Origin of the sequence: Microbacterium sp. 18062 (assembly GCF_902706225.1) — a bacterium.
GTDB lineage: Bacteria > Actinomycetota > Actinomycetes > Actinomycetales > Microbacteriaceae > Microbacterium.
The window spans coordinates 200,821-215,058 of sequence record NZ_CACSKB010000001.1; the positions used below are offsets into that span (position 1 = coordinate 200,821).

12 protein-coding genes, 1 tRNA gene and 1 pseudogene are annotated in these 14,238 nt (G+C 70.3%); 9 read left to right on the plus strand and 5 right to left on the minus strand.

Annotated elements, in window-relative coordinates:
* Positions 1-34 precede the first annotated feature (34 nt).
* Positions 35-1,312 (minus strand): sugar ABC transporter substrate-binding protein, encoded by a 1,278-nt coding sequence (locus GVL03_RS00930; RefSeq protein ID WP_159498548.1) that lies wholly within the window; start codon positions 1,310-1,312, stop codon positions 35-37.
* 137 nt (positions 1,313-1,449) lie between these two features.
* Here GVL03_RS00930 and GVL03_RS00935 point away from each other — a divergent pair, with 137 nt between their 5' ends.
* The gene (locus GVL03_RS00935) at positions 1,450-2,208 is read left to right on the plus strand and encodes a formylglycine-generating enzyme family protein (protein ID WP_159498550.1); all 759 of its coding nucleotides are present in this window, start codon (positions 1,450-1,452) and stop codon (positions 2,206-2,208) included.
* 32 nt (positions 2,209-2,240) lie between these two features.
* Here GVL03_RS00935 and GVL03_RS00940 read toward each other — a convergent pair whose 3' ends face one another.
* Positions 2,241-4,253: a DUF262 domain-containing protein gene (locus tag GVL03_RS00940; protein WP_159498552.1), complete on the minus strand. Its 2,013-nt coding sequence runs from the start codon at positions 4,251-4,253 to the stop codon at positions 2,241-2,243.
* Between the two features lie 183 nt (positions 4,254-4,436).
* Between GVL03_RS00940 and GVL03_RS00945 the strand changes: the two genes are divergently transcribed.
* The 5 genes from GVL03_RS00945 (at position 4,437) to GVL03_RS00965 (ending at position 9,554) form a co-directional block, all read left to right on the plus strand.
* Positions 4,437-5,210, plus strand: a complete 774-nt coding sequence (locus GVL03_RS00945; protein ID WP_159498554.1) for a hypothetical protein — start codon at positions 4,437-4,439, stop codon at positions 5,208-5,210.
* A 229-nt stretch (positions 5,211-5,439) separates the two neighbouring features.
* Positions 5,440-6,225: a DeoR/GlpR family DNA-binding transcription regulator gene (locus GVL03_RS00950; RefSeq protein WP_159498556.1), complete on the plus strand. Its 786-nt coding sequence runs from the start codon at positions 5,440-5,442 to the stop codon at positions 6,223-6,225.
* Positions 6,222-7,166: a 1-phosphofructokinase family hexose kinase gene (locus GVL03_RS00955; protein ID WP_159498558.1), complete on the plus strand. Its 945-nt coding sequence runs from the start codon at positions 6,222-6,224 to the stop codon at positions 7,164-7,166. The genes GVL03_RS00950 and GVL03_RS00955 overlap by 4 nt, the downstream gene beginning before the upstream one ends.
* 25 nt (positions 7,167-7,191) lie before the next feature.
* A complete protein-coding gene (locus GVL03_RS00960; protein WP_159498560.1) occupies positions 7,192-9,252 on the plus strand; it encodes a fructose-specific PTS transporter subunit EIIC in 2,061 nt (686 codons plus the stop codon).
* A 32-nt stretch (positions 9,253-9,284) separates the two neighbouring features.
* Positions 9,285-9,554, plus strand: coding sequence for an HPr family phosphocarrier protein (locus GVL03_RS00965; protein WP_159498562.1), 270 nt, complete (start codon positions 9,285-9,287; stop codon positions 9,552-9,554).
* Positions 9,555-9,700: 146 nt separating this feature from the next.
* Here GVL03_RS00965 and GVL03_RS00970 read toward each other — a convergent pair whose 3' ends face one another.
* Positions 9,701-10,339: an MBL fold metallo-hydrolase gene (locus tag GVL03_RS00970; RefSeq protein WP_159498564.1), complete on the minus strand. Its 639-nt coding sequence runs from the start codon at positions 10,337-10,339 to the stop codon at positions 9,701-9,703.
* A gap of 108 nt (positions 10,340-10,447) precedes the next feature.
* Between GVL03_RS00970 and GVL03_RS00975 the strand changes: the two genes are divergently transcribed.
* From GVL03_RS00975 to GVL03_RS22550, 3 genes and pseudogenes are all read left to right on the plus strand, one after another.
* Positions 10,448-10,523 (plus strand) — tRNA-Glu (locus GVL03_RS00975).
* 203 nt (positions 10,524-10,726) lie between these two features.
* A pseudogene (locus GVL03_RS22545) lies at positions 10,727-11,260 on the plus strand (glutaminase); the annotation flags it as partial.
* An 85-nt stretch (positions 11,261-11,345) separates the two neighbouring features.
* Positions 11,346-11,669 carry a glutaminase gene (locus GVL03_RS22550; protein ID WP_306770300.1) on the plus strand — a complete coding sequence of 108 codons (324 nt, stop codon included), beginning with the start codon at positions 11,346-11,348 and terminating at the stop codon, positions 11,667-11,669.
* Between the two features lie 149 nt (positions 11,670-11,818).
* On the opposite strand, the gene GVL03_RS00985 is transcribed toward GVL03_RS22550, so the two are convergent.
* Both GVL03_RS00985 and GVL03_RS00990 read right to left on the minus strand, forming a co-directional pair.
* A complete protein-coding gene (locus tag GVL03_RS00985; protein WP_159498566.1) occupies positions 11,819-13,561 on the minus strand; it encodes a long-chain-fatty-acid--CoA ligase in 1,743 nt (580 codons plus the stop codon).
* A gap of 59 nt (positions 13,562-13,620) precedes the next feature.
* Positions 13,621-14,223, minus strand: coding sequence for a YdcF family protein (locus GVL03_RS00990; RefSeq protein ID WP_159498568.1), 603 nt, complete (start codon positions 14,221-14,223; stop codon positions 13,621-13,623).
* Positions 14,224-14,238 lie beyond the last annotated feature (15 nt).

Here is a 14,238-nt window from a genome sequence, read left to right on the forward strand (position 1 = left end):
ATCCTCCGTGATGCTGTCGTCGTGGATGGGCGCGTCACTCGGGAAGCGGCGCGAAGGGCGCGATCTCGTTGTGCTCGGCGATCTCGGCGGCCGCCTTCTCGAACGCTCCCGAGTCGAGCAGCTCGGTGAACTGCGCGGGCGCGTCGAAGTCGGCGGGCTGGGGCACTCCCGGCCACAGCTCGGCGAGGTCGGTGACGGGGCGGAAGCCGCCCTGGTAGTCCCAGTCCTCGGGGGTGAGGTAGCGCGAGAAGAGGGCGGTGTCGAACTGCTCGCCGAGCGGCTTCCCGTAGCGTGCGAGGTAGTCGTCGACGTTCTCGGCGTTGACGACCGGCATGTCGAGCCAGAGCTGTTGCAGCGCGGGGTCCGGGGTGACCCCGTTCAGCTGATCGAACAGCACCGCCGCGTCGTAGTTGGCCACGAGCGCCGCCGGGAGGGAGGCTCCCGCGAGGACGGTTCCGCTCTGCACCAGCTCGCCGACGGTTCCGGCGTCGTCGGCGGAGACGACGAGGACGTCCGTGCCCGGCTCGAGGCCGGCCTCGCGGATCGCGGCGACCGCGCCCTCGGCGGAGGCGCCGTCCGTGGCCAGCACGGCCTTCGCATCGGGGAAGCGCGAGAGCAGGTCGGCGGTCTTCTGCTTGCCGCCCTCCGCGGTGTAGTCGGTCTCGAGGTTGCCGACGAGGGTGAGCTCGGGGTTCGCCGCGAGCCCGGCCTCGAACCCGGTCCACGCCTGGTTGGAGAGCGTCGCCGACAGACTCGCGGAGCCGCCGATGGCGATCACGTCGCCGCCGTCGGGCAGCGCCGCGGCGAGCTCGTCGACGACCGCTTCGGCCGAACCCGGGTAGTCGGGCGAGATGTATGTGAGGTAGTGGCCGTCGCTCGCGTACGTGGTGTTCCACTGGGTCAGTTCGAAGACGGTCGTGTAGTAGGCGTCGTTCTCGGCGAACAGGGTGTTCAGCTGGCCGACGCTCAGCCCGCCGACGAGGTTGATCGCGATGCCCTTGTACCCCTGGTCGAGGAGGGTCTGCACCTGGCTCAGCTGCTTCTGCGGGTCAGCCTCCGCGTTGAGCACGGAGACCTCATCGACACCGAGCTTCTTGGCGGCGATCTCGAACGCCTCGCCGTACTCCTTGTTCCAGGGGTTCGAGGTGTACAAGATGATGCCGAGCTTGTCGACGGCGGAGTCCTCCGCACCGGCGATGACCTCCGTGGCCGCCGGTGCGGCGCAGGACGCGAGGAGGACCGCGGACGCGAGTGCGATCGCGGCGCTGGCGCGACGGCGCAGGGAAGAACGGTGCGTGGATCGGGATGTCATGTGCGTGAGGGCCTTCTCGGTGCGGGACGGGGGCGCTGTGCCCGAGGAGCCACGCTAGTGGCTCGCCCGGATCCGGCCCGCCTTGTGTTTCCCCGCGTTGCACCCCCGCCGCCGTCCGCGGTCGATAGAGTTCCGGGATGGTCGAGATCGAGATGGCGGAGATCGCGGCGGGCACCGTCATCCTGAACGACGCACGCCGACGCACGCGCCGTCAAGTGGAGCTCGAGCCCTTCGAGATCGCCGTGTACCCGGTGACGCAGGACCTGTTCGCGGAGCTCCTCGGCATCGCGGTCGTGCACGCCCGCCGCCCGGTCGCGGACGTCAGCTGGCTGCGGGCGATCCGATTCTGCAACGCGCTCTCGGAGTGGGAGGGGCTGGACCCCGCGTACGCGTTCGACGGCCCCGAGGTCACCTGGCACACGGATGCGGACGGTTACCGCCTCCCGACCGAGGCGGAGTGGGAGTTCGCCTGCAGGGCGGGATCGAGCGCGCCGCACTACGGTCCGCTGCCGGAGGTCGCGTGGACCGCGATCGACGGAGTGCGCTCGCCGCAGGACGTGGGCGGCAGGATACCGAACCTCAACGGACTGTTCGACACGCTCGGGAACGTCTGGGAGTGGTGCTGGGACCACCTCGACCCCGCGCGCTACGGCGATTACCGCGTCTTCCGGGGCGGGGGCTTCGCCGACGACGCGTGGAGCGTGAGGGCATCCGTGCGCCGGGGAGGCGCACCCGGCACCGAGCTCGAGGACGTCGGCTTCCGGGTCGCGCGCGGCGGCTTCGACGACGAGGATGCGGCGCAGGGCTGGTCCGCATCCGCCGACCGGGAGCGGGCCCTCGGCGACGAGCCGCGGCCCGTGGGCTGGACGCCGCTGCGCGGCCGCTCGTCGCGCTGAGGCGCCCGGGGCTGGGCGCGCGGCAGGTGATCTCAGTCGCGCATCGCGTTGCCGATGTAGGAGTACTTGACGAACACCTCGGAGGCGAGACCGGATTCCTCGAGAAGGCCCTGCACGGCGGTGAGCATGTATCGCGAGTCCCAGCCCATGTAGAGGAACGCGCCCTCGCCGAGGGCGTCCCACTGCCCGTTCCAGGCCATGGTGTCGTACACCGGTCCGCCGCGGCGCTCGCTGAACGCGACGACGTCGGCACGGGAGTCCGCCCAGAGCCGTTTGAACACGCGGTTGAAGAGGTACTTGACGTCGGGCACCACCCAGTGCTCACCGCGGTACTCCACGTACGACCATTCGCGTTGCCATCCGGGCGGGAAGCCGCGGCGTTGCTTCGCGTCGAGGATGGGGGTGAGGTCGTCGTCGTCGATGAGCACATCACTCGGTCGGCGCCAGATCGAGAGGAAGGCCTCCGTCAGCTGCGCCGTGCGGGCGGCGATCGCGGCCGTGCCCCACGCCTCGAGGTCGGCGAGCCGCGCGGTCGAGTCGATCTCGCTCTTCGCGTAGACGGCGCGCTTGTCGGGGAACGACCGATCGATGACGCGTTCGGCGAGGGGATCCTCGAGCAGCGCCAGGTTGCCGAGGGTCTGCGCGAGCGCACGGTGACTGTTCTGCTCGTCGTCGGAGTAGTCCGCCCACGCTCGCGCGCCGTCGCCGCTCCATCCGTCGGCGGGTGCCAGGGGAAACACGTGCTCGACGCCGAGGTCGGCGAGCGATCCCGCACCCGTGATCCGGTTCAGCACGTACCCCGCGTGCGGCACGTCGACGTACTTCAGCGCCGCTCGGACGCGCTCGTCGGACGGCGTGATCCGGCCGAAGGCGCGGGCGAGCTCCTCGACGCTCTCGGAGCGCGCCCGGCACAGGCGCGCGACGAGACGCTCGTTCTTCAGCCCCGAGACCGTGCGGCGGAGCAGAAGCGACTGGATGCTCTCGAGGATGCCGACGAGGCTCGCCCGGTCGGCGGCACCGTGCACCCAGTCGTGGTACGCGCGCAGCACCAGCGGATACATTCCGCGACCGAAGGTGTTGACGTACCCGAGCTGTCGGGACACCTCTTCGTCGGGGGCATGGGCGGGCTCCAGCAGCACGCGGTAGATCTCGGAGTACCGTCTCCACTCCGCCGCGTGCGCGTGCAACGAGGTCGGATCGAGGAGCGGGAACTCGTGGCGGAACGCCTCGTAGACGCCGCGACCGGCCGCCCCCGCGAGCTCGCGGCCCGTGCGCATCACGAGATAGTGGCGCCAGAAGTCGGCGATCGACTCGCCCGTGTTCTGCTCGATCGGCACCCAGAAGCTCTCCTCGATCGTCGTCTGCTCGGCGTGCGAGAGCCCCATGAGCATGTAGTTGTGGATCAGTTCGTGATCGCGCAGCGGCTCTCCGGTCGAGTTGAGGCTCTCGAAGATCTGCTGGGCGTTGGCGTCGGCGCCGAGGGCGATCGCGACGTGCTCGAGCCGCCGCAGTCCGCGCCAGATGCGCGGAGCCTCGTCGGCGCGGATCTGGCTGCGGAAGAACGCGTAGTTGTCGTCGAAGCGGGACACCCGGTCGGCGTCGGCGGGGGAGCGGCGCTCCAGCACCACGCTCTCGAACACATCGGCCCAGGCGCGGTGCGGCCGGAGCCTCGTGCGCTGCGGGTCGCTCTCGCGCACGAGCACTCGCTGTAGGTCGGTGGCGAGGGCCGGATCGGTCGCACGCACCGTGTGCTGGAGCGCGGCGATCAGGAGCATGAGGGTGGTGATGCGCTGCTGTCCGTCGATCAGCACGAGCTCGCCCGCATCCGCCTCGCTGCCGCGCGAGGACAGGATCGAGGCGAGGAAGTGCGTGTGGCCCTCGTCGAGATCGGCGACCGCGCGGATGTCGCCCAGCAGCTGCTCGCAGGCGCCGATGTCCCATCGGTACTGCCGCTGGTACACCGGGACGACGATGCTGGTCTCGGGGGCCGACAGCCACGCGATCGTGCTGACGGCGGTGGCATCGACGTTGGTGGCGCTGACCATGTTCCTCGTTCTCGTCCCTCGCAGAGCGGATTCCCGGGCGGCGCGAGCCGCCGACCCTCCACTCTAGGTGGATGCCCCGACGGGCCGGTGGCGACCCACGGGTCTGCCAGGAGGCCGATGTAGGCTGACCTTACCTGGGCCTGTAAAAACTTCGCTGGCCCCGTATGAAAGGCATCATCCGTCATGGGTTACATCAAGTCCGCCGCGCTCGAAGAGACCGGCTACGTCGTGCTCGACCGCTACAACCAGGAACTCGACCCCAAGGAATGGCTCGACATCGAGTACGTCGACTGGAAGTCCTCGGGCGACACCCGATTCGCGCCGCTCGCCTCTCGCGACGGCGACGTCGAGTGCGCGGGCTTCTGGACCGGGACGAACCCCCGCACCGACAAGGACGGCGTCTGGATCGACTCGCAGACCGAGAAGGCCCCGAACCTGACCCGTCGTGCGCAGGAGCCGGGCGCGAACGTCGGTCGCTGCCGCGTGATCGAGCTGCAGCCGAACACCTACGGCGAATGCCTCTACAACCTGCACCAGGACGACAACAACCGCCTGAACCCGGATGGCACCGGCTGGGTCGTGCGCGGCTTCTTCAACCTGAGCGACGACGCCGAGAGCTTCTTCGTGCTGCGCGAGAACCGCACGGACCCGAGCGGCGAGACCCGCATCGCCCTGCCCGCCGGCGCGCAGCTGATCATCGACACGCAGCGTTTGTGGCACGCCGCGACGCACGTCGGCGACGACCCCCGCTACTGCCTCATCACCTCGTGGACCAGCGGTCCCGAGCTCGACGCGTACATCGAGAAGCACAACGGCGTGAACAAGATCGAGAGCGTCGAGGTGCCGCAGGACGTGCTCGAGGCGGGCTACGCCGAGCAGGCCCGCAAGGACGCGGCACGTGCCGCCTACTACGCGGCGAAGGGCCAGGCCGAGGTCCAGGCCATGAGCGAGGCCTGACCAGGGCTTGTCGAAGGGGCCCCGATCCGTCGCGGATCGGGGCCCCTTCTCGTTGCGCACACGTCCCCCGGCGGTCGTGTGCTGCGGGAGCCTCCAGCCGCGCGCGACGTGATCCCGCGTCGCTTGTAGGCAGATCACAACGTTTGGCGCCTTTTCTGCACGACGATCGAGCATGATCTTCATGTATGTGGGTTTCTGTTGTATTCTGTGGGAATCACGGAGGGATTCCATGTACGCAACGGAGCGATACGACGCCATCGAGCGGATTCTGCACGCCGACGGCCGGCTCGCCGTGGTGGATCTCGCGCAGCGCTTCGATGTGACCACCGAGACGGTACGACGGGATCTCGCCGAGCTCGAGCGTCGCGGCGCCCTCACGCGGGTGCACGGCGGGGCCGTCGCCGCGGCGCGCTCCAGCATCCGTGAGACCGCCATCGGCGACCGCGTCCGGGAGCACAGCGAGGCGAAGCGTTCGATCGCCGCACGCGCCGTCGCGACCCTCGGCCCCGGCTTCCGCGGGTCGGTGTTCGTCGATGCGGGCTCCACGACCGCCGCCGTGGCCGCCGCCCTCCCCCTGCACCTGCGCGACACGGCGGGCAGCGCGCGGGTCGTCACCCACTCGATCGCACTGGCGCCGACCCTGGCGGACGCCGACGGCATCGACCTGTCGATCATCGGCGGCCACATCCGCGGGGTGACCGCCGCCGCCGTGGGAGCCGCCACCGTCGCCGCCGTCTCGGGGCTTCGACCCGATGTCGCCTTCGTCGGAACGAACGGGCTCTCCGCCGGATTCGGTCTCAGCACTCCCGACCCCGAAGAGGCCGCGGTGAAGACCGCGATCGTCGAGGCGGCGCGGCGGGTCGTGATCGTCTGCGACGCATCGAAGTTCGAGCGCGAGCTGCTCGTCGGGTTCGCCCCGCTCAGCGCGATCGATGCTCTGGTCACGGATGCGCCGCCCCCCGAACCGCTCGCCGGCGCCCTCGCCGACGCCGAAGTGGAGGTTCTGATCGCATGATCGTGACCCTGACAGCGAACCCCTCGCTCGATCGCTCCATCACCCTCGCCGCCCCTCTGCGCCACGGCGAGGTCCAGTCGGCGGCCGCGGCCCGCGAAGACGCCGGCGGCAAGGGCATCAACGTGGCCCGCGTCGTCTCGGGCGCCGGCGTCGCGACTCGCGCGGTACTGCCGCTGGCGGTGGACGACCCGTTCGCCGCCGCCCTCGAGGCCACCGGGATCGAGACGGTCGGCGTGCCGATCGTCGGGCACGCCCGCGCCAACCTCACCATCCTCGATCCCGATGGGACCACGACGAAGCTCAATCTCGCCGGACCCGTGCTGGGCGCGGACGACGTGCAGGGACTCATCGACGCCGTGGTGACGGCCTCGGAGGACGCACGGTGGCTCGTGCTCGCCGGATCGGTGCCCCCGGGCGCGGGCCCGGATCTCTACGTCCGTGTGATCGCCGCGGTGCGCGACCGATGGGGGGATGCTGCCCCGCGCATCGCCGTCGACACGTCCGGCGAGGCACTCCACGAGGCCGTCGCGCACGCCCATCCCGACCTCATCAAGCCGAACGAGCACGAGCTCGCCGAGCTGACGGGAAGCCCCGCCGATCCGTCCGACGTGGAAGCGATCGCGCGGCTCGCGGCCACCCTCGTCCCCTTACGTGTCGGCACGGCGCTGGTCACCCTCGGCGCGACCGGGGCCCTGCTCGTGACGGAGGCTGCTGTCTGGTCGGGCATCGCGCCGCGAATCGTGCCGGTCAGCACCGTCGGCGCCGGCGACAGCTCGCTCGCGGGCTACCTGCTCGCCGAGAGCGCCGGGCGTCCCCCCGAGGAGTCCCTCCGTCACGCGATGCGCTACGGCGCGGCCGCGGCGACGCTCCCTGGCACCCAAGCCCCCACCCCGGAGGACCTCATCACCGCCGACATCCCCGTCCAGCGGATTCCCCGCTAAGCACCACCGACCACTGGAGGTCACTGTGTCCGACACCATCACTCCATCCCTCGTCAGTCTCGACGAGGATCTCGGCTCCGACAAAGCCGCCGTCGTCCGTTCGCTCGCCGCGCGCGTCGCCGCCACGGGCCGCGCGCGCGACGCCGAGGCGCTGTTCGCCGACGCGTGGGCGCGCGAGCAGAAGGACGAGACCGGTCTTCCCGGCGGCATCGCCATCCCGCACGCCAAGAGCTCCGCGGTCACGGAGGCGTCGCTCGCGTTCGCGCGCCTTGCGCCCGGCGTCGACTTCGGCGCCGACGACGGACCGGCCGATCTCGTGTTCCTGATCGCCGCGCCGGAGGGGGCGGCCGAGGAGCACCTGGCGGTGCTGTCGAAGCTCGCGCGCAGCCTCATGCAGGACGACTTCACGTCGTCGTTGCGTGCTGCGGCGTCCGCGGAGGAGGTCGTGCGGATCGTGCGCGCCGCGATCGGCGAAGCCCCCGCAGGCACCGCGCCCGCAGCCGCCCCGGCAGCGGCGGCTCCGGCCGCATCCGCCGACACACGTCTGCAGATCGACGGCCGTCCCGCCCGCATCGTCGCGGTGACCGCCTGCGCCACCGGCATCGCGCACACCTTCATGGCCGCCGACGCGCTGACCGCGGCGGGGGCGGAGGAAGGCATCGAGCTGACTGTCGAGCCGCAGGGCTCGAGCGGGTACAAGGCGCTTCCGCAAGATGTCATCGACAACGCGGACGCCGTCATCTTCGCCGTCGACGTCGATGTGCGCGAGCCGCAGCGGTTCGGCGGCAAGCCCGTCGTCCGCTCCGGCGTGAAGCGCGGCATCGAGGCGCCTGCGGCGCTGATCTCCGAGGCCGTCGCCGCCGCGCGCGACTCGAAGTCGGCGCGGGTGAGCGCCGCGGCCGCCTCGTCGGAGGGCAGCTCTGCGGCCCCGCCGACGTCGTGGCCCGCCCGCATCCAGCGGATCCTGCTCACCGGCGTCAGCTACATGATCCCGTTCGTCGCCGGCGGTGGTCTGCTCATCGCACTGGGCTTCCTGTTGGGCGGCTACAACGTCACCGACAACGCCGGGACCGTCATCATCCAGAACTCGCTCTGGAACCTGCCGACCGACGACATCACCTCGCCGCTCGGGCCGCTCGGGCAGTATCTCGGCTCGGTCGCGTTCATGATCGGTTCCACGTCGATGGGCTTCCTCGTCTCGGCCCTCGCCGGCTACATCGCCTTCGCGATCGCCGACCGGCCCGGCATCGCCCCCGGCTTCGTCGCCGGTGCGGTCGCCGTGCTGATGAACGCGGGCTTCATCGGCGGCATCATCGGCGGTCTTCTCGCCGGATTCATCGCCTGGTGGCTAGGACGGCTCAACCCGCCGCGCTGGCTGCGCGGACTCATGCCGGTGGTCATCATCCCGCTGCTCGGGTCGATCGTCGCCTCGGGGCTCATGCTCCTGTTCCTCGGCCGCCCGATCGCCTCGCTCATGGAGCTGCTGAACGACGGACTGACGAACCTCGCCGGAACCTCGGGCATCGTGCTCGTCGGCGTGATCCTGGGACTCATGATGTGCTTCGACCTGGGCGGCCCGGTCAACAAGGTCGCCTATGCGTTCGCCACCGCCGGCCTCGCGAGCGCCTCGACCGGTGACATCCACGCGGTGCCCTTCCTCATCATGGGTGCGGTCATGGCGGCGGGCATGGTGCCGCCGCTCGCGATGGCGCTCGCCTCGACCGTCCTCGCGAAGAACGCCTTCACCCCGGTCGAGCGGGAGAACGGCAAGGCGGCCTGGCTGCTCGGTGCCGCGTTCATCAGCGAGGGTGCGATCCCCTTCGCCGCGGCCGACCCGCTGCGGGTCATCCCTGCCTCGATGGTGGGCGGCGCGGTCACGGGCGGGCTCAGCATGGCGCTCGGCGTGTCGTCGCTGGCTCCGCACGGCGGGATCTTCGTGCTGTTCGCGATCGACCCGTGGTGGGGCTTCGTGCTCGCCGTCCTGGCGGGCACGGTCGCCACGGCCCTGGTCGTGATCGCTCTGAAGAAGTGGGTGGGTCGCAAGGAGCTCGCCGAGGCCGAGGCGCCCGTCCCCGTCGCGGCCTGAGACGATAGAAGGACAGACGAGAGGAATCACTCATGGCAGAACGTCAGGCCACCATCGCCAGCAGCTCCGGGCTGCACGCCCGCCCCGCGAAGCTCTTCGTGCAGGCGGTGCAGGAGAAGAAGCTGCCGATCACGATCGCCGCCGCCGGCGGCCCGGACCTCAACGCGGGAAGCATCCTCTCGCTCATCGGTCTCGGCGCCTCGAAGGGCACGGTCGTCACGCTGAAGGCCGAGGGCGACGGCGCCGACCAGGCGCTCGACGAGCTCGTCGAGCTTCTCGAGACCGACCTGGACGCTCAGTAGTCCCGAGACTCGACACGACGACGGATGCCGCGGCCCCAGGGTCGCGGCATCCGTCGTCGTATGGCCGCCGCCGGTGAGACCTTTCGTCGATCTTCGTCTCGGAGCTGTGCTCCTCGCTCAGGGACCGGGAAGACGAGACTTCCGCATCATAGCTCCGTGCTGTCGCCCGGGTCGAGGGTGAGCAGTTCCCCGCCGCCCTGCTCGACGGCCCAGCGCAGTCGTGCGCGGCCCATGTCGCGTCCGGCGACCGACAGGGTCATGTCGTGCGTGCCGAAGACCTGCCGGGGCGCGACGGCGAGGACGAAGTCCATCGCGTCGCCGATCTTCAGCCACGGCGCGCCCACCGGGGCGGCGAGCAGCGTGACGGATGCGCCCTTGGGCACGGCGTAGGAGTCACCGGGGTAGTAAAGCGCGTCGTCGACGAGCACACCGACGTTGTCGACGATCGGGATGCTCTCGTGGATGACCGCGTGGCGCCCGCCGAAGAACTCGAGGTGGAAGGGGTCGATGTCGATCGAGTCTCCGGGGGAGACGACCGTGATGTCGTAGCCGGGGGCCGCGTGTGCGACGCCCTCCGGCGCGACGATCGGAATGCCGGGGTTCGTGGCCAGTAGACGGTCGAGGTGCTCGGCGGTCCAGTGGTCGGGATGCTCGTGTGTGATGACAATGCCGACGACGTGCTCGGCGTCGTCGAGGGGGCTGGTGAAGGACCCCGGGTCGACGATCAGTCGCCGGCCCTGCTTCTCGAGGGTCAACGCGGCGTGCTCGTGCTTGGTGACTCGCATGCGCCGAGTCAACTCTCCTCGGGGCGGATCCGGCAACCCGGTTCGTCGTCCGTGCCTCGATTTGTCTCCCTCGTGAGACTCGTGGCATAATCGAACGGTTGCCTGATCGGCCCCATCGTATAGCGGCCTAGTACGCCGCCCTCTCACGGCGGTAACGCGGGTTCGAATCCCGCTGGGGTCACCAACACAGAGAAAGCCCGTCCAATGGACGGGCTTTCTCTGTTCCCACCCCGCATCCTCCCCCATCCGCCGAACCCACACATCCGCGTCGAACCCACACGAATCGGGCGCCTTCAGCATGTGGGTTCGGCAGTTGGATGTGGGTTCGGGTGACGTGGGCGGGCGACGGTCGCGCTCGCGGGTTCGGGCCTGAGAGGGGTGGAGGGCATGAGCCGTCTCCCGGATGCGGGCACGTACGATCTCGACGCGCTGCGCGACCGGGTGCGCGCGGAGCACGGGGGAGCGGTGGACGACAGCATCCCCCAGCTCGCGGATGCCGACGCGGAGTTGTGCGGGATCGCGATCGCGCTGCCGGACGGCCGTGTGCGCGCCAGCGCGCAGGCCGACGTGCTCTTCAGCGTGCAGTCGGCCGTCAAGCCGTTCCTGTTCGCCCTCGCGCTTCTCGACACCGACGGCGCGGCGCTCGACCGCATCGGCATCGAACCCACCGGCGAGGCGTTTGACGCCATCAAGCTCGAGAGCGGCACGGGCAAGCCGCCGAACCCCGTGGTGAACGCCGGCGCGCTGCTGACGGCTGCTCTGGTCGACGGGGGAGACGTCGAGGGACGCAACGACCGGATCCGGCGTGGTCTGGCAGCCTTCGCGGGCCGGGACCTCGACGTCGACGAGGGGATCGCCCGCAGCGAGCACCTGCTCGGCGACCGCAACCATGCCCTCGCGCATCTCATGCGCGCCGAGGGCACCCTGCATGTCGGAGCCGACGACGCGGTCTCCGTCTACGCGCGAGCCTGCGCCACGCATCGTAGATGCCGAGGCTCTCGCCGTCATGGGAGCCACCCTCGCGTGCGGCGGCGTGAACCCGATGTCGGGGGAGCGTGTGGTGCCGACCGAGGTCGCCCGCGATGTCGTGGCGGTCATGGCCGCCTGCGGCGTGTACGACGGCTCGGGCCGGTGGATGCGAAGCGTCGGGGTGCCCGCGAAGTCGAGCGTCTCGGGGGCGATCGTGCTCTCCGTGGCCGACACGCTCGGTGCCGCCGTCGTCAGCCCTCCGCTCGACGAGCGGGGCACGAGCGTCCGGGGCCGCATCGCCAGCGAGATCCTCAGCGTGGACCTCGACCTGCACGTGTTCGGCTCCCGCACCCGCGACTGATCCGACAGCGTCCATCCTGCGGTAGCTGGATCCTCCCGGGTGCTCGTCGACCGAGGTCGCTCTCCATGTCTCATTTGTGCAGGCGTAGAGCATCGTTGCGCTGCACAACTGAGACACGGAGCGGGTGGGTGGGACGAACGTCCGCGTGCCTACGCCGGGGCGGTCGCCCCGCCCTCACCGGACGAGGATACGGCCGCCCCGGCGAGCAGCTGTTCGCGCACCTGCCGGCGCAGCACCTTGCCGATGAGCGATCTCGGAAGGTCCTCGACGGCCACGATGCGCCGGGGCACCTTGTACGCCGCGAGCCGGGTGCGGCAGTGGTCGCGGAGCCCGTCGACGTCGAGAGCGGCGCCGTCGCGCAGCACGACCGCGGCGGCCACGTCCTCGCCACCGCTCGAACGGGGCAGCGCGACGACCGCCGCCGCCACGACGTCGGGGTGGGTCTCCAGCGCATCCTCGACCTCGGTGGGCGACACGTTGAAGCCCCCGGTGATGATGAGCTCCTTCAGCCGGTCGACGATCGTCACGAAACCGTCGGACGAGACGGTCGCGATGTCGCCGGTGCGCAGCCAGCCATCCGGGAGCAGGGTCTCGGCGCTCTCGGCGGAGCGGTTCCAGTACCCCTGGAAGACCTGTGGTCCGCGGATGAGCAGCTCGCCGGCCTCGCCGAGCGGGCGGTCGGCGGCCGGATCGTCGGGGTCGACCACGCGGATCTCGGTGCTGGGAAAGGGCACACCCACGGTGCCGGGCCGACGCGTCGGCCCGATCGGGTTCCCGAGCGCGACCGGGGAGGTCTCGGTCATGCCGTATCCCTCGACGAGGAGGCCGCCCGTCGCCTCCTCCCAGCGGGCCACCGTCGCGACCGGCAGGCTCATCGCTCCGGAGATCGCGAACCGGATGGTGGAGAGTTCGATCGTGCCACGCGATGCGGCGCGGGCGAGCTGGTCGTAGATTGGAGGCACGGCCGGGAAGAAGGTCGGAGGGCTCGAGCGGGCCGCATCCGTCACGAGTCCCAGGTCGAACTTCGGGAAGAGCACGAGCTTCGCGCCGATGCTCATCGCGAACGTGAGGCACAGCGTCATGCCGTACGCATGGAACAGCGGCAGCACCCCGTAGAAGGTCTCCTCGCCCTCCACGAGTCCCGGCACCCACGCGCGCCCCTGCATGGCGTTCGCGCGCAGGTTCGCGTGGGTCAGGATCGCGCCCTTCGGCGTGCCCGTGGTGCCGCTCGTGTACTGGAGCAGGGCGATGTCGTCGAGCGCGGGGCCGGCGACGCGGGAGGAGAGCCGGCGGTGATCGATCAGCTTCTTCCAGCTGATCGGATGCTTCGCGGTCGGTGTGCTCGTCAGCTGCGCCCGTGAGGCGCGGGCCTTGGGGATCGGCAGGCGCAGGAGCAGACGCTTGCCGAACGGCAGCGCCTCGGTGATGTCGACGCTGACGATGCGTTCGACGTGGAGATCCGCCGGAAAATCGGCGACGGTGTCGACCGTCTTGTCCCAGACGATCGCGAAGCGTGCACCGTGATCCTCGAACTGATGCCGGAGCTCACGCGCCGTGTAGAGCGGGTTGTGCTCGACGACGATCGCGCCGAGGCGGAGCGCTGCGTAGAAGGCCACGACGTGCTGCGGGCAGTTCGGGAGCACGATGGCGACGCGGTCGCCCTTCTCCACGCCGAGGCGGCGCAATCCCTCGGCGGCTCGGTCGATCTGGTCTCCCAGCGTCCGGTAGCTCGTCACCGCACCGAAGAACTCGAGCGCAGGACGCCGTCCGTACGCGGCGACGCTCTCGGCGATCATCTCCGGAAGGGTCTGCGTGGGCGCATCGATCTCGGCGGAGACGCCCTCGGCGTAGGCGTCCAGCCACATCTTCGACTCGTATGGATTGCTCGACATGCTCTCATCCTGCCTGCAAGCGCCTCCGTCTGCTCGACGCGCGCGGGGTCGGACGGGGATCAGCGCGTGTGCGCGACGCGCAGCCGGGCCAGATCTCCCAGGCCGACGATCGCGGCAAGCGGCTTCAGCAGGGCGATCTCTCCGACGCGGTGCTCCCGGGCACGTCGGAGACGACGGGCGAGATCCGGGCGAAGCCTCCACAAGCAGGCTCGCCCTTTCTCTGCGTGCAGGGAGTTGGACACGATCTTGATCGTGCCCGCGTCTTCGACGAGCGGGATCGCGTTCCGGATGTTCTCCCACGTGGTGGTGCTCTCCGCCTCGAGCCGGATCGGCCCGGTGTAGCCGCGCTCGCGCGCGTAGGCGGCCATCAGCTCCGCTTCCGCGACGACCCCGGCGACCCGGCCGCCGCAGAGCACCAGGACTCGTTCGGCGGCATCGGAGTCGAACGAGCGCAGGCCTGCTCGTACCCGATAGCGGTTCACGTAGTTGGCGCGCCTGCCGCGATTCCGGTAGCCGAGAACGACGACCGCCTCGGTCGTGGTCGGTGCGATGTCGGAACTGTCGCCCAGGCGACGTCCGCTCGCCCGCCGATGCACGAACTCGGCCCAGGCGAGAACGCACGCGGCGACCGCCGGAGCGACGAGGAGGGCACGCAACCACATCCGGTGAGCGTACCC